Source organism: Thermodesulfomicrobium thermophilum DSM 16697 (genome assembly GCF_059568695.1).
Window position 1 is genome coordinate 129,679 of sequence record NZ_JCANTW010000015.1, and the last position, 17,664, is coordinate 147,342.

At 65.9% G+C, this 17,664-nt stretch carries 17 protein-coding genes; all 17 read right to left on the reverse strand.

What is annotated here, in order from left to right; translation table 11 throughout:
- Window positions 1-12 precede the first annotated feature (12 nt).
- The 17 genes from BR00_RS09050 to BR00_RS09130 all read right to left on the reverse strand — a co-directional run bounded on the left by BR00_RS09050 (window position 13) and on the right by BR00_RS09130 (window position 17,660).
- Complete coding sequence (locus BR00_RS09050; RefSeq protein WP_496477267.1) at window positions 13-1,893, reverse strand: peptidylprolyl isomerase; 1,881 nt, start codon at window positions 1,891-1,893, stop codon at window positions 13-15.
- Entirely contained in the window at window positions 1,886-3,826 is a 1,941-nt protein-coding gene (locus BR00_RS09055; RefSeq protein ID WP_496477268.1) for an aconitate hydratase, read from the reverse strand. Before BR00_RS09055 ends, BR00_RS09050 begins: the two co-directional genes overlap by 8 nt.
- Window positions 3,827-3,857: 31 nt before the next feature.
- Window positions 3,858-4,118 (reverse strand): hypothetical protein, encoded by a 261-nt coding sequence (locus tag BR00_RS09060; RefSeq protein ID WP_496477269.1) that lies wholly within the window; start codon window positions 4,116-4,118, stop codon window positions 3,858-3,860.
- Entirely contained in the window at window positions 4,078-5,691 is a 1,614-nt protein-coding gene (locus BR00_RS09065; protein WP_496477270.1) for a carboxyvinyltransferase, read from the reverse strand. Before BR00_RS09065 ends, BR00_RS09060 begins: the two co-directional genes overlap by 41 nt.
- A 159-nt stretch (window positions 5,692-5,850) precedes the next feature.
- Window positions 5,851-7,455, reverse strand: a complete 1,605-nt coding sequence (locus tag BR00_RS09070; RefSeq protein ID WP_496477271.1) for an OpgD/OpgG family glucan biosynthesis protein — start codon at window positions 7,453-7,455, stop codon at window positions 5,851-5,853.
- Window positions 7,456-7,468: 13 nt separating this feature from the next.
- A complete protein-coding gene (locus BR00_RS09075) occupies window positions 7,469-7,987 on the reverse strand; it encodes a hypothetical protein (protein ID WP_496477272.1) in 519 nt (172 codons plus the stop codon).
- 9 nt (window positions 7,988-7,996) lie between these two features.
- Window positions 7,997-8,809, reverse strand: coding sequence for a tetratricopeptide repeat protein (locus tag BR00_RS09080; protein WP_496477273.1), 813 nt, complete (start codon window positions 8,807-8,809; stop codon window positions 7,997-7,999).
- Window positions 8,806-9,507: an orotidine-5'-phosphate decarboxylase gene (gene pyrF, locus BR00_RS09085; protein WP_496477274.1), complete on the reverse strand. Its 702-nt coding sequence runs from the start codon at window positions 9,505-9,507 to the stop codon at window positions 8,806-8,808. Before pyrF ends, BR00_RS09080 begins: the two co-directional genes overlap by 4 nt.
- Entirely contained in the window at window positions 9,504-10,124 is a 621-nt protein-coding gene (gene gmk, locus BR00_RS09090; RefSeq protein ID WP_496477275.1) for a guanylate kinase, read from the reverse strand. The genes pyrF and gmk overlap by 4 nt, the downstream gene beginning before the upstream one ends.
- The gene (locus BR00_RS09095; protein ID WP_496477276.1) at window positions 10,121-10,375 is read right to left on the reverse strand and encodes a DUF370 domain-containing protein; all 255 of its coding nucleotides are present in this window, start codon (window positions 10,373-10,375) and stop codon (window positions 10,121-10,123) included. Before BR00_RS09095 ends, gmk begins: the two co-directional genes overlap by 4 nt.
- An 8-nt stretch (window positions 10,376-10,383) precedes the next feature.
- A complete protein-coding gene (locus BR00_RS09100) occupies window positions 10,384-11,265 on the reverse strand; it encodes a YicC/YloC family endoribonuclease (RefSeq protein WP_496477277.1) in 882 nt (293 codons plus the stop codon).
- Window positions 11,262-11,792, reverse strand: coding sequence for a DUF4416 family protein (locus BR00_RS09105; protein WP_496477278.1), 531 nt, complete (start codon window positions 11,790-11,792; stop codon window positions 11,262-11,264). Before BR00_RS09105 ends, BR00_RS09100 begins: the two co-directional genes overlap by 4 nt.
- Window positions 11,789-13,060, reverse strand: coding sequence for a MiaB/RimO family radical SAM methylthiotransferase (locus tag BR00_RS09110; protein WP_496477279.1), 1,272 nt, complete (start codon window positions 13,058-13,060; stop codon window positions 11,789-11,791). Before BR00_RS09110 ends, BR00_RS09105 begins: the two co-directional genes overlap by 4 nt.
- A complete protein-coding gene (gene mnmA, locus BR00_RS09115) occupies window positions 13,057-14,103 on the reverse strand; it encodes a tRNA 2-thiouridine(34) synthase MnmA (protein ID WP_496477280.1) in 1,047 nt (348 codons plus the stop codon). The genes BR00_RS09110 and mnmA overlap by 4 nt, the downstream gene beginning before the upstream one ends.
- Before the next feature lie 40 nt (window positions 14,104-14,143).
- A complete protein-coding gene (gatA, locus tag BR00_RS09120) occupies window positions 14,144-15,601 on the reverse strand; it encodes an Asp-tRNA(Asn)/Glu-tRNA(Gln) amidotransferase subunit GatA (protein WP_496477281.1) in 1,458 nt (485 codons plus the stop codon).
- A 3-nt stretch (window positions 15,602-15,604) separates the two neighbouring features.
- Window positions 15,605-15,892 carry an Asp-tRNA(Asn)/Glu-tRNA(Gln) amidotransferase subunit GatC gene (gene gatC / locus BR00_RS09125; RefSeq protein WP_496477282.1) on the reverse strand — a complete coding sequence of 96 codons (288 nt, stop codon included), beginning with the start codon at window positions 15,890-15,892 and terminating at the stop codon, window positions 15,605-15,607.
- 22 nt (window positions 15,893-15,914) lie between these two features.
- The gene (locus BR00_RS09130) at window positions 15,915-17,660 is read right to left on the reverse strand and encodes a penicillin-binding protein activator (protein ID WP_496477283.1); all 1,746 of its coding nucleotides are present in this window, start codon (window positions 17,658-17,660) and stop codon (window positions 15,915-15,917) included.
- Between the last annotated feature and the right edge of the window lie 4 nt (window positions 17,661-17,664).

Genomic DNA, 17,664 nt, shown 5'->3' on the forward strand with positions numbered 1-17,664 from the left:
GTCGGTGTCCGCTTAGGACTTGGACGGGGTGATGAGCTCCGGGATGAGAACCTCGATGCGGGCCTTGTCCCACAGCTCCTTGAGGTGGGCCTGGAACACCTGCTCTGCGGCTTGGTCGCGCAGGGACTGGGTCCATTGGCTGCGTACCGCTTCCCAGGCCGCCTCGTCCGGCGGATGCACTGCGCGTACTCGGGCGAGCACGAAGGCTTCGCCCACGGGATAGATCTCGGGGAGCCAAGTGTCGGGTTCCGCGCGCAGAAGCTGCTTCCCCAATTCAGCGCTGACGCCGATGCCGGTAAGTTGCCCTTGGCGGTTGACTCCGCTGATCGGCCGCAATTGGGCGGCAGGGTCGAGTTTGGGCAGCGCCTTGAGGGCCGCCTCGGCCTTGGCCTTGGCGGCAGCCAGTTGGCGTTCCCGGGTGAGGCGTTGGCGGATTTCTTCTTGGGTCTCTTCCACGGTGCGGGTGCGGGCCGGGATGTCCTCCACCTTGGTGGCCAGGAGATAGCCGTCCGGCAGTAGGATGGGGGCCTTGGTGGTCGTGCCTGGGGCAAGGAGCATGAGGGCCTTCACGTCCTGCGGCTTGAGGGAAATTCCCTGGGGGCCGTCTGCTTCACTGAATGGCGCGGGTTCCTGCACCGCAAGCCCGAGGGCCGTAGCCACGGCGTTGACGTCTTCGCCGCGGGCGATGCGCTCCAAGGCCAGATCCAGGGTATCGCCCAGCGTTTCCGTGGCCTGGTCGCGGGCCAGTTGGCCGCGGATGTCGCTGGCCACCTGTTCCAAGGGCTTTTGCCGGGCGGGGCGCTTTTCCTCCACGAAGATGAGGTGCAGGCCGAAGGGCGTGCGGACGATGTCGCTGACTTGCCCCACCGGCAGGGAAAAGGCGACCTGTTCGAATTCCGGCACCATGCGGCCGCGCTCGAACCAGCCCAGATCCCCTCCTTGGGCTGCACTGCCGTCCTGGGAGTGGGCCTTGGCCTCGGCGGCAAAGGACGCGGCGTCGTGGATGCGCGCGCGGCTGGCCGTGAGCTCGGCGCGGGCCGCGGCTTCTTCGGTGGCGTTGGCCTGCGGGGGAAGCAGGCGCAGGATGTGCCGGGCGCGCACGGCCTCGGGCTCGCGGAACTGGTCGCCGTGGGCTTCGTAGTAGGCGCGCACCGCCTCGTCCGAGACGGCTTCGGGTTTGGCGATGGTGTCTGCTGTGATGCGCAAAAGACGCACCCGTGCTTTGGCCGGCTCCTGGAATTCCTCGGTGTGTGCGGCGTGGTAGGCGGCGATGTCTTCCGGAGTGATGGTCGCGGTTTCATTGGAGGCGGCAAAAACCAGCACGTCGAGGTCCGCAGTGCGCTCCAGCACCATGAAGAGGTCCTTGGCCTGGGCCTCGGAGAGCTTGCCGGCGGCGACGATGGCGGTGCGCAGCTTGTCCACCACGAGATCTTTGCGGAAGTCTTCTTCGAAGAGAGCGGGGGTCAGGCCCTGGGATTGCAGAGTGCGGCGGTAGCGATCCGGGGAGAATCGACCGTTTTCCTGAAAGGCGGAGATTTTGTGCACTGCGGCGGCGAGCTCGCTGTCGGTCACAAAAAGTCCGAGTTTTTTGGCTTCCTGCACAAGGAGGGTGGAGCCCACCAGTTGCCGGAAGACCTGGTCTCGGATGTTCAGGGCGTCGAAGACCTCGCTGGAGATGCCCGGATTTTGGGCGCGCAGACGGTCCATGGTGCTCTGCACGGCCCGCTGGAAGCTCTGCACCGAGATGGGCTCTTCATTGACCAAGGCCACGGCGCCGCGCCGGCCCTGATCCATGCGGCTGATGCCAAAGGCCAGCACGAAGACCACGATGATCATGGCGAACATGATCTTGATGCCCCAGGAGCGCGCTCCTTGGCGAAGGATATCAAGCATGGGCGTCCTCGTGGCGTTTTTTGGCGTTGACCCAATTGAGCAGGCCCCCGGCGCGGATCACGGCGATGTCTTGGGCCGTGAGGTCGTGGCGGAGCTCCACGGTTGTTCCGGAAGTGGTCTGTGCGGTGAGCGGTGCGCCCGGAGCGAGGGTCGTGGTGTCCAGGCGCAGGCGCTCGCCCTGGGCCAGGGTATCGTAGTCCGCGGCATTGGCCAAGGTCAGCGGCAGGATGCCGAAGTTGATGAGATTGGCTTTGTGGATGCGGGCAAAGGACTTGGCGATGACCGCACGCACCCCCAGGTAGCGGGGGGCCAGGGCCGCGTGCTCGCGGCTGGAGCCTTGGCCGTAGTTCTCGCCGCCCAGGATACAGCCCTGGCCGGCGGCCTTGGCCCGGGCCACGAATTCGCCGTCCACGCGGGCGAACACATGTTCACTGATGGCCGGAATGTTGGAGCGCAGGGCGGTGATGGCCGCACCGGCGGGCATGATGTGGTCGGTGGTGATGTTGTCCCCGGTCTTGAGCAGGATGGGCAGATCCAGGCACTCAGGCAGGGCGTCGAAGGGCGGCAAGGGCACGATGTTGGGGCCGCGCTCCACGGTGACGTCCGTCCCATCTTCCGGCGGGAAGAGAAAGAGGTGGCGGATGGACGGGATGGTCGCGGGTAGCTGCGGGGGCGTGATGTTTGCCTTCCAGGTGGCGGGATCGGTAAATCGGCCTTCCCGGGCGCAGAAGGCGGCGGTGATGGGGCTTGCCAGGTACACCTGGGCGTCCTGGGTGCCGCTTCGGCCCTCGAAATTCCGGTTGAAGGTGCGCACACTGACCCCGCCGCTGACAGGCGATCCCCCCATGCCGATGCATGGGCCGCAGGTGCACTCCAGGAGCCGGCCTCCGGCGTCGAGCATGGGGTCCAGGAGCCCTTCGGCCACGAGCATCTTGAGCACCGCCTTGGAGCCGGGGGAGATGAGCAGGTCCGTGGACGGGGCCACGCGGTGGCCGCGCAGGATTTCCGCCACGGCCTTGAGGTCCGCGTAGGACGAGTTGGTGCAGGAGCCGATGGCCACCTGGTCCACGGCCAGGCCATGGAGCTCGGCCACGGGCACCACTCGGTCCGGCATGTGGGGCGCGGCGGCGAGGGGGACCAGGGCGGAGAGGTCGATGTGGATTTCCTCGTCGTAGGCGGCGTCCGGGTCTGCGGCAAGGGGCGTGAAATCCGCCTCGCGTCCCATGGCGCGCAAAAAGGCCAGGGTCTGTTCGTCACTGGGGAAGAGGGACGTGGTGGCCCCCAATTCCGCGCCCATGTTGGTGATGGTGGCGCGTTCCGGGACAGTCAGTGTGGCCACGCCGGGACCGGCGTATTCGAAGATGACCCCGACTCCACCCTTGACCGTGCGCTGCCGCAGCAATTCCAAGATCACGTCCTTGGCCGAGGCAAAGCCGGTGAGCCTGCCGGTGAGCCATACCCGGCACACCTTGGGCATCGTCAGGGAGTATGGTTCTCCAGCCATGGCCAGGGCCACGGACAGGCCGCCAGCACCCATGGCCAATGCCCCCATGCCGCCCGCGGTGGGGGTGTGGGAGTCGGAGCCGATGAGGGTGGTCCCGGGCTTGGCGAAATTTTCCAGGTGGAGCTGGTGGCAGATGCCCGTGCCGGGAGGCGAGAACACGATGCCGTAGCGGGCGGCCACAGTGCGCAGATAACGGTGGTCGTCGGGGTTGCGGAAGCCCATCTGCAGGGTGTTGTGGTCCACATAGCTCACGGAGAGCTGCGTACGCACCCGGTCGAGCCCCATGGCTTCCCATTGGAGATAGGCCATAGTGCCGGTGGCGTCCTGGGTGAGGGTTTGGTCGATGGCCAGGGCGATTTCCGCCCCTGGGACGAGCTCGCCGGAGACGAGATGACTGGCGATGATTTTGTGGGCAAGACTTTGTGGCATGGAGGCTCCTTGCTATGGAAAAAAACGGGCTTTAGGCCCATTGGCTGTGCAGTAGGCGGATTTTGTTGCGTCGAAAGAGGATCTCCGTATCCAGACGGAGTTTTTCCTGCTGGAGGGCGAAGATCTCCGCCGCGTGGGAGAGCGTGGAATCTGCGGCCTCGGCGTCGCGAAGCGCGCGGATGCGAGAGAGCAATTGGGCTTGCTCGTGTTCGAAGGCAGCGATTTCTCGTTCCAAGTGGACGATAGTGGTGTCAGGATTGGATGCGGATACGTTTGCGTTTGGGTTGTTCATGAACAGCGGCCGGTTCCTGTGGTTGGGAGAGAAAGAGTTGGGGTTCGGGAAGGTTCATGTAGATCTTCCAGAACCAGGGCCATACGGACGAGACGTTGTCCGCGCCGGAGATGCAAAATCCCGGGCGGGTGAAGGATGCCAGGGCCGCCGCCAGGGTCCAGAAGGGGTCCGGGCTTTGCCAGGTTCCTTCCGGGGCGCGGCCGTGCACCGGAAGATTGAGGCGCAGTGAAGTCGCCGTCCGCTCAAAGTCCACGCCCAGGGCCGTGAGGAGTTCGGCGCCGGTGTCGAGCAGTTCTTCCTGGGGCAGGCGCAGGGTGGTTGGTCCCTTGAGCCCCAGAGAGAGCGCGAGGATGAGCGGAAAATACTCCGGGCAGGGAGAGAGGTCTGCGTCCAGCGCCTGGGGCGGTTCGGTCATGGTGGCGGTGATATGTCCTTCTGCAGCCTCCAGGCGCAGGCCGAGTTCCTCGAGGAGGTCCAGGGCGCTCTGGAGGTGCGGGTGATGGGGCGGCCAGGTGCCCCGCAGCCGGGCGGTGCCGCCATGAAAGAAGGGGAAGGCCAGCACGTGCAGGGAGAGCAGCGGGTCCATGGGGACGTCTGCGTGGCGCAGCCCCAGGCGCACGGGCCCGGGCGGAACGACGATGGTGGCGTCCTGGAATTGGATCTCGGGGATGAGTTCCTGGAGGAACCCAATGCCTTTGCGCAGGAGTGGACTGGTTTTGTAGCCCGGCTCCACATGGATGACGAGGCCTTTGGGATAGGTGGTGGCCGCCACGGCCAGGGCCAGGATGAACTTTTTGGAAAAACCCGGAGGGATGGTGACGCTGTCGGGAATTTGGCCGCTGGCTTCCAGGCGGGCGGGCAGCCCGGTGCTGTGGGGTTCGATGGTGGTGAGCCGCGCCCCGAGGGTTGGCAGGAAATCCTGGATGGGGCGCAGGTCGTGCACCTTGAGGCGGGTGGCCCCGGTGAACTTGACCTTGGTGACCCGGCCAAGGCTGAGGCAGAGCAGCAGGTAGAGATGAAATTTTCCTTGGCCTGCATAGACGATGGTGTTGTCCGCGCTCCACGAAGGCACCGGGGTGCTGGAGTAGGACTCCGCCTCTGCGGTGAGGTTGAGTCCGAATTGCCGCAGGGCGTTCATGAGCTCCAGGGACAGATCCGTGCCTTGGAAGGGGGCGACGGTGACGGGCTCGGCGTTGACTGCGGCAAGTACCATGAGGATGCTCGCCAGGATCTGGTCGCGCGGGGCGTCGAGGTCGATGTGTACCGGCTTGCGGCGGGGATACAGGCAGAGGGAGCCCGTGCCGCCGTCTTTTTCCGCCTGGGCGTAAGCCAGGGTGTTGGTCAGATGGAAGAGGCGGCGGACGAGTTGCGGGTCGAGATTGTCTTTGGCGCTGGCCAGCCGCCAGGTATTCCAGAGGGTTTTTTCCTGCTGCGCGTCGGTGATCCCGACTCCTTTGGCGCGGCGGCTTTGGGCGGCCTTGGCCAAAAGCCGGGTGCGTTGGGCGATGAGGGTCAGGAGTTTTTCGTCAATGCGAGCGATTTCCTGCGTCAAGGAGAGGGGTTTGTCTGCCATGGTCTGCCGCCAGGGAAAGAGGTGGAGCTATTCGGAAACGCGAGGAACGATACTTGAATTCTCTGTGCCAAGCAAGGCTTGCTGCGTCCCCCCGGTGCATAGGACGCCTCGCGTAGGGATTGCTGCCTGGCAGGCGGTCCCTGCCAGGCAGCGGCGGCATCACTCCACCCCAGGCTGTTTTTCCAGATGCCCCGGGTTGTAGAGCTTGCGGTCTTGAGGGGCCGGCGGGGTCCATTGGTAGATCCAGGTTTCGGTCAAGGGCCGGCCGTCGGCCTCGAGGTAGAGGCGCAGGTTGATGGGGTTTTGGCTCTCGTCAGGAGGCACCACGTCGAACATGCAGCGGAAGCCGTGGATGGCGTGTTGGGGCCGTACGGAGGTGATTTCGATACGGCCGGCCGAAGTCTCCAGCACAGGCCGGATGGTGGAGTTGGTGCCGATCATGGCCAAATCGCCGCCGGTGAAGTCCACGGCGAACCGCTGGCTATAGTATTTGCGCGGCAGGCCCACCACACCGCCTAGGCCCGTGAAGGTATCTTTGACCCGGGCCAGCCGATTGTGCACCGGCGGCTTGGTGCCCCAATAGAGGTTGTAGCTGTAGAGGAGCTCTTGGCCGGGCTCTACGGGCTTGGCGGGATTCCAGAAGGCGACGATGTTGTCGAAGGTCTCGTCGAGGTTGGCGATCTCCACGAGGACGACATATCCCGGCCCCCAATTGCCGATGGGCTCCACCCAGACGCTGGGGCGCTTGTCATAGAAGACCCCGTCGTCTTGATAATGGTCGAAGTTCTGGTCTCGCTGCAGCAGGCCGAAGCCTTTTGGATTGTTGTCCATGTAGGCATTGTAGCGCAAAAAGGGTGGGTTATTGAGGGGCCGCCAGAGCCATTCGCCGTTGCCGTTGTGCATGAGCAGCCCGTCGGAGTCGTGGATTTCCGGCCGCCAGTCGTGGTTCATGCGGCGGTCGTTTTCGCCGGTGAGGAACATGCTGGTGAGTGGGGCGATGCCGAGGCGCTCGATGGGTTTGCGGGGGTAGATGGCGGCGTCCACGCGCATGGTGAGGGTGTCTCCGGGGCGGATGTCGAAGCGGTAGGCGCCGGTGACGCTGGGGGAGTCCAAAAGGGCGTAGACCGTGGCGGTATCGCTGTGGGGCGCAGGCCTTTCCAGCCAAAAATGGGTGAATATCGGGAACTCTTCATCGCGAGGCAGGGCGGTATCCACGGCAAGGCCCCGGGCGGACATGCCATACTGCATCTCGCCGCCCACGGCGCGAAAATAACTCGCCCCCAGAAAGGCCACCAGATCGCGGCTCCAATCGGTGTGGTAGCGGAAGCGAAAGCCGGCAAACCCTAAGTCCTTGGGGAGATCTTTGCCGCGGACTCCGGACTTGCCGTAGAGGAAGAGGTCCGGGGTGTAGTCGATCTCCCGAGGCTTGCCGTTCACGAGCTCGTAGATGGTCACCGGCGTCTGGTAGAAGAGCCCCAAGTGGAAGAGCTCGGCCCGAAAGAGGCTCGTGGCGTTGTCGCGCCAGAGGGCGTGCTCGGGGTTGAAGCTCATTTGCATGTACTGATCCCAGGAGAGTTTTTTGAGCGCTGCGGGCAGTTCGCCGGCGTGGTTCACGTAGGGCTGCGAGGCCAGGTGGCGGGCCTGGCCTTTGAGCCAGGCGTAGTCGAAGGTGGCGTTTCCTTGCGGCATGACGAGGTCCGTGGCCGCGAAGACACTGCTGCCAAAGGCCAACAGAAGGGTGCAGAGAAGTACGATGCGAGGCATGGGAGGGTTCTCCTTAGGGGTTGATTTGCAGTCCCAGGCGCTTGGGACAGCCGGCTTCCACGTGACAGCTCTCGCATCCCAAGGCGCCTGAGGCGTAGGTGAGGGTGGCATACTTGCGGGACAAGGCCCCGCTTTCGTGAAGTTCGATGCCCAATGGAGCAATGGCCTGGACGAGGGCCGGGGTGGGCGTGGGCACCGGGGCGCAGCCTTTGCGCCGCACTCCCGGGCGCAGGGCGGTGAGATACCCCAGCACCAAGGCCTGGGCCATGGCCTCGCGGGCGAAGGCTTGGGCTGGCGCGTTCTCCCAGAGGGGGTCGATTTCCTCCTCGACGGCGGCGTCCAGGAAGACGAGCAGGTAGCCTTTGCGCCCCCCGATGCGCCAGGTGTGCGCCGCAGGCATCCAGCGCTCCCAGGCGGCGGTGAGCTCCATAAGGGCCTTGGCGTCGAGAAAATTGCGTTGGGAAAGAAGCAGATAGGTCTCCGGGTCCAGCTGCGGTTGCACCTGAACCCGGGTGGCGGACAACGTCGGCATGGGTACTCCTTAGGGCGTGTGATTTGCGCCGGAGTCGGCGCTGGGTGGAGATGGGGCTGCCGGGGCCGTGGCGGCCGGCAGCAGTCCCTGCTGTTTGAGGTATACGAGAAATTTCTTGGCGATGGCGAAATCGGGGTTGATGCTCAGGGCCTGGCGCAGGTGCGCCACGGTATTTTCCAGGTCTGCCTTGGAAAAGTAGGCGCGGGCGATGTTGTAGTGCAGGTGCTCGTCTGTGGGGGAGAGCTCCAAGGCGCGCTGGTAGTAGCGGATGGCCTGGTCGTACATCTCGTTTTTGCGCAGGTTGATGCCGAAATCGTTGAAGAGGTGTTTGTGCTCGGGCTCGAAGGCGGCGTCGAGCTTCACCAGGCGTTCGAAGACATCGTTGGCGCGAGCCGTGTCTCCGCGATCGAGGTAGGTTAGGCCCAGACCAAAATTGGCGCGGATGTTCTCTTCGTCGATCTTGAGGGCATTGGTGAATTCGTATTCCGCAGAATAGGTCTCGCCATTGGCGCGGTGGCGTTCGGCCCGGGCGATGGTCTGGTTGAGTTTGCGGATATTGGGATAGACTTTGTGGGTGTAGAACTCCGGCTCCGGGCGGTAGTTTTCCAGAAATTCGTCCCGGGGCACCTCTTGCTTTGGGCCGGAGGGCACGTAGTTGGGATTGAGGGGCTGCACCCAGATGATGCCGTTTTCGTCTTCTTCCGCGAACCAGTACATGGTCTGGGTGGTTTTGCGCACCGTGGTGCCGGCACCCACCTTGGCGACCTTTTCCGAGGAGAACACCCCTTTGATGCGGGTGTGTTCGGTGTCTTTTTCCTTCATGACGTGCCTCCTGGTGTGAGGACACTTGCAAGGATCTGGCGGGCCGCGGCAGCGGGATCCGTCGCCCCGGTGATGGGCCGGCCCATCACCAGAAAATTGCTCCCCGCTCTGGCGGCTGCTTGGGGGGTGCAGATGCGGGTTTGGTCGCCGACGTGGTCTTCGGGACGGCGGAGCCCCGGGGTGACGAGGAGAAAATCGGGGCTGGTGGCCGCGCGGATGCTTTCCGCCTCCTGTCCGGAGCAGACCACTCCGTCCGCGCCCCAGGCGTGCGCCTGGCGCGCCAAGTCGCCGGCGAGTTCCGGCAAGGGCATCATCGCCCACGGCAGGTCTGCGGGGCCGAGGTGGGTGAGCAGCGTTACGGCCACCACGTGGGTCTTGGTGCCCGCCGCGTCCCGGGCCGCCAATGCTGCCTGCACCATGGCCTTGCCGCCCAAGGCATGCACGGTGAGCATGTCCGCGCCGCTGCCACAAGCCTGGCGCACTGCGCCGGCTACGGTGTTGGGGATGTCCAAAAATTTGAGATCCACAAAAACCCGAAAGCCGAGTCCCTTGAGGTCGGCGACGATGCGTGCCCCTGCGGCCAGATAGAGCTCGAGGCCGACCTTCACCCAAGACGTAACCCCCACGAGCTGCTGAGCCAGGGTCAGGGCCGATTTCGCCTGGGGAAAGTCCAGGGCCACGACCAATTGAGGGCTCATGCCAGCCCCCATGCGTTCCAGATCGTGCGCTGCCATGCTTCTTGATAGCGAGGCCGGCATTTTTCCGCAAGATACACGGCCTTGAGGCGCCGGTAGGCGTCTTCCAGGTCGTCGTTGACGATCCAGTAATCGAATTCCGGGCAGTGGGCGATCTCCTCCTTGGCCGCAGCCATGCGACGGGCCAGGGTCTCGGGGTCTTCGGTGCCTCGGTGGGTGAGGCGGCGATGCAGCTCCTCGGGAGAGGGGGGAAAGAGGAACACGTACGCCCCGGCCCCCAGGGAGGTCCGCAGTTGCCGCGCCCCCTGCACGTCGATGTCGAAGAGCACGTCGCGTCCTTGGACCAGGAGTTCCAGGGTCGCGGCCTTGGGGGTGCCGTAGAGGTTCCCGTGCACCTCGGCCCATTCGGCAAAGAATCCTGCGTCTCGGCGCTGGAGGAACGCTTCCCGGGAGAGGAAATGGTAGTCCACGCCGTCACGCTCTCCCGGCCTGGGGGGGCGGGTGGTGCAGGACACGGAAAAGGCGAAATTGGGGCATTCGGCCACCAGACGGCGGACCAAGGTGCTTTTTCCGGTGCCCGAGGGGGCGCAGAGGACGAAGAGGATGCCGGTGCTGTTCATGGGGTGTCTCCGGCGGCAAGGCGCTGGCTGATGGTTTCCACTTGAACGGCCGAGAGGATGCAGTGGTTGGAGTCGGTGATGATGATGGCGCGGGTCTTGCGGCCTTGGGTGGCGTCGATGAGGCGGCCGTCCTGCTTGGCCTCTTCGCGCAGCCGCCGCATGGGGGCGGAAGACGGATGCACCACGGCCACCACCCGGTGGGCCACCACCATGTTGCCGAAGCCGATATTGAGAAGCCGTCGTTTGTCCATGGGCAGGGTTATTCGATGTTTTGGATTTGTTCGCGCACCTTTTCCAGCTCGGTCTTGAAGTCCACGGCCAGGGCGCTCACGCTGGCGCTTTGTGCTTTGTTGCTGCAGGTGGTGATTTCCCGCAAGACCTCTTGCACGAGAAAATCGAGCTTGCGTCCCTTGGGGCCGGGGCCGTTCAAGATCGTTTTCATGGCTTCAAGATGGGCCTCCAGGCGGGTGAGTTCTTCGCTCACGTCCACTTTGTCCGCAAGCAGGGCGAGTTCCAGGTGCAGGCGGCCCGGATCGGGAACGCTTTCCTCTCCCAGGAGGGCTCGCAGCCGCTCCTGCAGGCTGGCCATGCGCTGGGGCGCCAGGGCGTGGACTTCCGTGGCGATGGTCTGGGCGAGCGCGGCCAGGGTGGCAAGGCGGCGGTCCAGATCCTGTTTGAGGGCGCTTCCTTCCCGGCAACGGGACTCGTCCCAACTCTGGAGTGCCTGGCTCAACGTCTCGGTGGCGTCGGCGGCCATGTTCGGGGGGACGGCCTCTCCGCGGTTTTCGCGCCAGACCGAAGGCACCAGGAGCAGGGCGCTGACGTCGGTGGGCTGCGGAAGCCCCAACTCCTGGGCGAAGCGGCGCAGACTGCCCACCATGGCTTGGGCCTGGACCGTATCCAGGGCGCTGCCGGCAAGCTCCGGATCCAGGAGGCGCACCGAGAGGGAGAGCTCGATGGTCCCCCGGTGGGCGGTGCGGCGCACCAGGGCGTCCCATTGCTGGTGCAGCGCCGTCCATCCGTGTGGAGTCTTCCACTTGAGTTCCAGGTAGCGGGCGTTGCGGCTGGCGATCTCCCAGGTGAGCGTCCAGGCGGGACGCGAGACAGTGGCGCGGCCAAAGCCGGTCATGCTTCGGGTCATGGTCGGTTTCCTTGTGTGGGGATGGTGGAGCGGATGCGCGTCAGGATAGTTTGGATGGCCTCGGTGCGGTAGTCGGGAAAGGTCCACGGCAGGGCCTCGAAGCGGCCTTTGCGGTAAATGAGGGTGAGGTCCGCGAAGATTCCCTGCCCTAGATAGATACGGTGTACGAAGTTTTTCCCTGTGGCGAGCACCAAACGCTCGCGGGTGAGGTAGCCTGGGTCCAGGTTGAAGCGCCGCCGGCCATTTTCCGCGTACTCGTTTTCCACGGCGTTGGTGGCGAGTTTGACCGCTGCCAGCCGGTCCATGGGAAGCGGCGTGGCGAAGGAGAGGAGGCGGCGAAAGATCGGCGTGCCCAACTCCGCGTCGTAATACGTGGTTTGGGTGAAGGGAAGGAGGTCGCTGTGAAAATCCGCGGGCCCCAAGATGGCTTCGAGGCGGGACAGAAGCCCTGGCCAAAAAGAGTCCCACCGGGCGCTCAAGATGGAGAGCACCGCCTTGGCGGGCGCGGGTTCGTGGGGGATACTCATGATGGGTTCTCCACGGTGGGGCGCACCACGAGGTGGTCGGCGCTGATGGCGACCACCGTGGCACAGACGATGCCTCCTGGGGGCATGGGGCGGGTGAGACGGCACGGCGCGTAGGTCTCGGCGCGGCCTTGGGTGGCGGTCTCCAGGACTACCTGCACCGTGCGCCCGTGCATGGCCGTCCACACGCGCGCTTGGATTTGGCGCACGCACTCCCGTAAGGCCCGGGCGCGGCGCTGGCGCTCCGGTCGAGGAATCGCGCCGGGCAAGCCGGCAGCTACGGTGCCCGGCCGCTCGGAGTACGGAAAGACGTGGGCGTAGGTGAGGGGCAGTTGCCGGGCAAAATCCAGGGTCGCCTGCCACTCCGCTTCCGTTTCTCCAGGAAATCCGGCGATGACGTCCACCCCGAGGCCAAAGACGGGCCACACGGCCGCCAGTGAGTCCACAAACCGGAGGATGGCGTCTGGATGGTAGTGGCTGCGGCCCATACGGGCAAGCACCGAGGGGCTTGCGCTTTGCAGCGAAAGGTGCAGGTGCGGGCACACCGCCTGGCATTGGGCGAGGGTTGCCGCGGCCTTGGCATCCAATTGCACCGGGTCCAGAGATCCCAGGCGCAGTCGGGTCCGCCCGGCGTACCGGGTCGCCACCACGCGGTCCACCATGGCCACCAGGTCCCAGAAGTCCGTGGCGCCGCAAGCGTACCACCGGGTGCTGATGGCGCTCAGCGTGATCTCCGGCACGCCTTGGCGGCACAGGGAATCCACCTCGGCGAGGACCTCCTCGGGGGCGCGGCTTTGGGCCGGTCCGCGGGTGATGGGGATGATGCAGTAGGTACACCGGGTGTTACAGCCGTCCTGGATGCCCACCACGGCCCGGGTGCGGTGGCGGGGGCGGCGTGGGATCTGGGTTCGCGCCAAGGCAAGGAACTGGCGTTTGGCCGCTTGCGGCAACACCTCCACCGCGAGGCAGTCGCGCAGGCGCGGGTCCGCCTCAGGGGCGCAGCCGGTGACCACGATACGGATTTCTGGCCGCGCCTCGCGCAGGGCGCGCACCATGCGGCGCAAATCCCGCATTGCGGCCTCGGTGACGGCGCAGCTATTGATGATGGCAAGGTCCGCCGTCGCTGCCGCGTCGACTTCCTCCCAGCCCAGACCTGCGGCCCAGGCGCGCAGAACTTCGGTTTCGTATTGGTTTACCCGGCAGCCTTGGGTGCTGAAGAAGACGCGGGTGCCGGCCGGAAAGGCGGTCAAAGGCGTGGACGCTGGGGTCATACGGCCTCCAGGGGGGCGTGGATGATGGCGCCGGCCAGCACCCGGTCGCCGTGGTAGACGGCGGCCAGCTGCCCCGGTGTGGGCCTGGGGCCTGGGGCCTGGAAGCGGATGGTCAGTGTCTGGTCCGCCGCTACGGTCACCCGGGCGGGCTGCGGCTTTTGGCGAAAACTCGTCTGCACCAAGAGCTCTTGCGGCCAGGTCGTTGGGGGGGCCAGGAAGTTGGCGGGCTGGGTGCGGCACCCCCAGGCCAGAGTGGCGGACTTGGGGCCCACGATCACGGTGTTGGTCGCCGGATCCTTGGCGATGACAAAGAGGGGCTCGCGGTAGGCGATGCCGAGCCCCCGGCGCTGGCCGATGGTGAATCGCCACAGCCCTTGATGCCTTCCCACCGGGGTGCCGTCGGCGAGCACGATGGGGCCTGGTGTGGCGGGTACGCCGTGGGCGGCCATGAGGTCGTGGTAGGTGCCGGGGACAAAGCAGATGTCCTGGCTTTCACGCTCTTCCGGAGGGGTGATGCCCCGGCGGGCAAGCTCGGCGCGTACCCACGCCTTGGTGCGCCCTCCCAGGGGGAACAGGGTGTGGCGCAGGCGCTCCTGAGATACCAGGGCGAGAAAATAGCTTTGGTCCTTGGTGGGGTCTGCGCCGCGCAGAAGCATTCCGTCGTGGGCGCAGGCGTAGTGCCCGGTGGCAAATGTCGTGGCCCCCAGTGCGCGTGCTTCCTCCCAGAGCACGCCCCATTTCATGGTCGGGTTGCAGGTGGCGCAGGGGTTGGGGGTGCGGCCTGCGGCGTAGTCGCGCACGAAAGGTTGGACGACGGTGCGGGCAAAGGTCTCGGTAAGGTCGAGCACCGTGAGGGTAATGCCGCGCGCGGCGCACACGGCCGCCAGGCGTTCCTCCCGCAGGCGGCTGTGTGCGTTTGGCGGCAGAAATCTGCCGTGCACCGCGTGGGTGGGGACGCCCGCTTCCTGGAGGAGCAGCAGGGTGAGGAGGGAATCAGCGCCGCCGCTTACCGCGACGGCGCATGAAGGTGCAGGGTGGCGCATGGTTGGGCCCAAGGCCAGGGCGACTCCTGGCCACGGTAGCTTAGACGGACGGAGCGGGCATGGGGCCGCGGGCCGCTTCCAGGGCTGCGGCCACACGCAACAGGGTGGCCTCGTCCATGGCCCGGCCGAAGAACTGGATGCCCACGGGCATGCCTGTCTCTTGGCCCAAAGCCGCAGGCAGGCAGATCCCCGGAAGTCCGCTGAGGTTGAGAGAAACTGTAAAGATGTCCGTAAGATACATCTGCAGAGGGTCTGCCGTGTTCTCCCCCATGCGGAAGGCCACGGTGGGGCAGGCCGGAGCGCAGAGCACGTCGCAGGAGTGCAGCGCGGTCACGAAATCCTCGCGGATGCGGCGGCGCACCTGGGCGGCCTTTTTGTAGTAGGCGTCGTAGTAGCCGGCGGAAAGCACGTAGGTGCCCAGGAGAATGCGGCGAATGACCTCTTCGCCGAAGCCGTGCGTGCGCGACAGGGTGAAGACCTCCTGGAGGTCCTTGGCCTTGGGGTTGCGGTAGCCGTAGCGCACGCCGTCGTAGCGGGCGAGGTTGGAGCTCGCTTCGGCCATGGCCAGGATGTAGTACGTGGCGATGGCGTACTTGGTGTGGGGGAGGGAGACGGGCAATACTTGCGCCCCTGCATCCTGCAGCAGATCGATGGCGCTGCGGCACGCGGTACGGACTTCGTCGCTCAGGCCTTCGCCCCAATACTCTTCCGGCAGCCCCACGCGCACGCCGGCAAGGCTTCCGGGCGTGGCGGCGGCCACGTAATCGGCGGTGGCGGCGGTGCTGCTGGTGGAATCTTGGAGATCGTGGCCGGCGATGACGGCAAGGAGCAGGGCGGCGTCCGCCACGCTGCGGGTCATGGGTCCGGCCTGGTCCAGGGAGGAGCCGTAGGCCACCAGGCCGAAACGTGACACCCGGCCGTAGGTGGGCTTGAGGCCCACGATGCCGCAAAAGGCCGCGGGTTGGCGGATGGAGCCGCCGGTGTCCGTGCCGATGGAGCCGAAGCATTGCCCGGCGGCCACGCTGGCCGCCGATCCGCCGCTGGAGCCGCCGGGTACCCGGGTGCGGTCCCAGGGGTTGCGCGTGGGGCCGAAGGCGGAGTTTTCCGTGGACGAGCCCATGGCGAACTCGTCCATATTGGCCTTGCCGAGCAGGATGGCCCCTGCCGCGCGCAGCCGCGCCACCACCGTGGCGTCGTACGGCGGTCGGAAGTCTTCGAGGATGCGCGAGGCGCAGGTGGTGGGCATGTCCGTGGTGGTGAGCACGTCCTTGATGGTGAGGGGCACACCCCACAAAGGCTGCGCAGGGTCGGGGCCCTGGCTGTCGAGCTTTCGGGCCTGAGCCAGTGCATCGTCGGCGGCCACGTGGAGCAGGGCATGGAGTTCGGGTTCCGTGGCCTTGATGCGGGCCAGACATGCTTCGGTGACGGCCTCGGCGCGAAGCTCGCCACGGGCCAGGAGGTCGCGGACGGTGGTGAGGGAAAGTTCGGTGATGTTCATAAGCTATGCAATGACTCGCGGGACGAGGAAGTAGACGCCGTCCGAGGCGGGGGCGTTGGCGAGGATGGCCTCGCGGGACGAAGTGGCGCAGGCGCAGTCGTCGCGCAGCACCGACACATGCTCCACCGGGGAGTAGAGGGGCTCGACGTCCGTGGTGTCCACCTGGTTGAGGGTGTCCATGTAGTCGAGAATCTTGCCCATCTGCAGGGCGAGGTGGGCGGCGTCCTCCTCGGTGATGGCCAGGCGCGCCAGGGCGGCGATGGATTTGGCGTCGGCGGCTGTAAGACGCATGGTGACTCCTGTGCGGAACGGTTTAGGATTGGGGTGGGTTGTGGGCGGCATTGCGTTTTTGGATGCGCTGGTCGCGCAGCTGGCGCAGGGCCTCCCAGTCCGGAAGTTTGAGCCCTTCCGTCGTGATCTGCATGGGGATGAGGGCCTGGTGGGCCCGGCCGGCGGCGTCGAAGTGGATGGGGGCCATGGTCCAGTTCATGGTCTTTGCCGCGGCGTCCAGGTCCGCGGAAAAGCGAGCCGGGTCTCCGGTATAGGCGGGCAGGCGCAACACGAGGCGCGTGGCATCGTAGCCTAAGGCGAGCCAGCCATCGAGCGCGGCGCCCGCCGCCGCAGCCTGGGCCGCCAGGTGCTGGGCCTGGGGCGTGGCCGGGTTGAGGGCGCTGGGGAAGACCGCCAGGCGGAAGATCTCTTTTTCCAACTCCGGCGCCTCCGTGGCCTGCCCCCAGAGCTGCGGCCCCAGGACGAGCAGGTGCCCGGCGTCGTAGTAGTGGAGGAAGGCCACGATCTGCTGGGCCTTGAGCAGGGAGTCGGGCACGAACAGGGCGTCGAACGGCGGCAGCGGATAGCTGGACTCCTTGTCCGTCGCCCCGAGCATCCGGGCCACGATCTTGCCCCAGGCGGCGGGCTCTGCCGGGTCGTAGCTTGCAGACTGGGCGATGTGTCCGCCGGCGGCTTCCAGCGTCTGGGTAAAGAGCGGGGCCATGGCTATGCCGAAGCGGTCTTGCGGATACAGGACCGCCGCGGCGGTGGCGCCAAAAAGCTCCATGGCCTGCACCAGGGATTGCGCCTGGTCTTCAGGGCTGGCGAGCAGCCGCCATCCGTCCTGGCCTTCTGCCGGCAAGGTGGGGAAAAAGGTGAGAAAGGCTAATTGGCGGTGCAGCCCCGCTTGGGTGATGCGGTCCCAGTCCTCCTTGCGCAAGGGGCCGGCAACGGCAGCCCCGGCGGTAAGCATGGTCAGTTCTCCCAGGGCCCCGGGGGCGGCGGCGTCGATGACGCGCAGCTGCAACGTGGCGCCTGCGGCCTTGAGTTCTTCTGCAGCGAGTTCAGCCCCCAGGAGGATACGCCGGGAGATGGCGGCGTACGGTCCGCTTTGGGGCAGGAAAAAGAAGACGTCCGTGGTGAGCATTTGGCCTCCTCGCTGGGAGAGGGCCAAAAGCTGGTCATGGAGCACACGGGTGTTCACCAGCCCCCCGCGGCTCAAGATGGTCTCCAAGGTGGGGCGCAAGGCTTCCAAGCGGCTGGGGTCTTCAGCGACCTGCGCCCGAATTTGGGCCCAGGCCACGAGGTTCCAGGGAAAGGTCAGCCAGGCTGCGTTGCCGGAAAGCATGCGGTCGCGCTCGGCGGGCGGCAGAGTTTGTGCCCGGGACAAGGCCAGTGACTCCAGGGATGCCCGCGCCGCTTCTTCGGTGGTGAGCCCGTAGAGCAGAGCCAGGGTATTCATGGCCGCCAGGTACTGGCGGGTCTCCCATTGGCGTTGGAAGAGCTCCATGCCGGAGGATTCTTGGGTGGGCCAATCCGGAGCGGTACGCAGCACCGCCGCCAGCCGCTCTGCCACGGGGTCTGGCTGGCTGGGTTCGGTGATGGGCCGTTCCTGGGGGCCGACAGGCATGGGCGCCTCGGTGCCGGGGATGCGGCGGGGATATGCGGGCTCCACGCGCTCTTGCGGCGGCCGGGGCTCCGGCGGCTTGGAGCGGATGACGGTCTTGGGCGCGCACGCCGCAAGAGCGCTGAAAAGCAGGACGACGAAGAGGATGCGGGATGTGTTCATAGAC

What these genes read in the sequence shown, in the direction of transcription:
- BR00_RS09050 (WP_496477267.1), bottom strand. Translation starts at nt 1,893, where the DNA reads ATGCTTGATATCCTTCGCCAAGGAGCGCGCTCCTGGGGCATCAAGATC.
- BR00_RS09055 (WP_496477268.1), bottom strand. Translation starts at nt 3,826, where the DNA reads ATGCCACAAAGTCTTGCCCACAAAATCATCGCCAGTCATCTCGTCTCC.
- BR00_RS09060 (WP_496477269.1), bottom strand. Translation starts at nt 4,118, where the DNA reads ATGAACAACCCAAACGCAAACGTATCCGCATCCAATCCTGACACCACT.
- BR00_RS09065 (WP_496477270.1), bottom strand. Translation starts at nt 5,691, where the DNA reads ATGGCAGACAAACCCCTCTCCTTGACGCAGGAAATCGCTCGCATTGAC.
- BR00_RS09070 (WP_496477271.1), bottom strand. Translation starts at nt 7,455, where the DNA reads ATGCCTCGCATCGTACTTCTCTGCACCCTTCTGTTGGCCTTTGGCAGC.
- BR00_RS09075 (WP_496477272.1), bottom strand. Translation starts at nt 7,987, where the DNA reads ATGCCGACGTTGTCCGCCACCCGGGTTCAGGTGCAACCGCAGCTGGAC.
- BR00_RS09080 (WP_496477273.1), bottom strand. Translation starts at nt 8,809, where the DNA reads ATGAAGGAAAAAGACACCGAACACACCCGCATCAAAGGGGTGTTCTCC.
- pyrF (WP_496477274.1), bottom strand. Translation starts at nt 9,507, where the DNA reads ATGAGCCCTCAATTGGTCGTGGCCCTGGACTTTCCCCAGGCGAAATCG.
- gmk (WP_496477275.1), bottom strand. Translation starts at nt 10,124, where the DNA reads ATGAACAGCACCGGCATCCTCTTCGTCCTCTGCGCCCCCTCGGGCACC.
- BR00_RS09095 (WP_496477276.1), bottom strand. Translation starts at nt 10,375, where the DNA reads ATGGACAAACGACGGCTTCTCAATATCGGCTTCGGCAACATGGTGGTG.
- BR00_RS09100 (WP_496477277.1), bottom strand. Translation starts at nt 11,265, where the DNA reads ATGACCCGAAGCATGACCGGCTTTGGCCGCGCCACTGTCTCGCGTCCC.
- BR00_RS09105 (WP_496477278.1), bottom strand. Translation starts at nt 11,792, where the DNA reads ATGAGTATCCCCCACGAACCCGCGCCCGCCAAGGCGGTGCTCTCCATC.
- BR00_RS09110 (WP_496477279.1), bottom strand. Translation starts at nt 13,060, where the DNA reads ATGACCCCAGCGTCCACGCCTTTGACCGCCTTTCCGGCCGGCACCCGC.
- mnmA (WP_496477280.1), bottom strand. Translation starts at nt 14,103, where the DNA reads ATGCGCCACCCTGCACCTTCATGCGCCGTCGCGGTAAGCGGCGGCGCT.
- gatA (WP_496477281.1), bottom strand. Translation starts at nt 15,601, where the DNA reads ATGAACATCACCGAACTTTCCCTCACCACCGTCCGCGACCTCCTGGCC.
- gatC (WP_496477282.1), bottom strand. Translation starts at nt 15,892, where the DNA reads ATGCGTCTTACAGCCGCCGACGCCAAATCCATCGCCGCCCTGGCGCGC.
- BR00_RS09130 (WP_496477283.1), bottom strand. Translation starts at nt 17,660, where the DNA reads ATGAACACATCCCGCATCCTCTTCGTCGTCCTGCTTTTCAGCGCTCTT.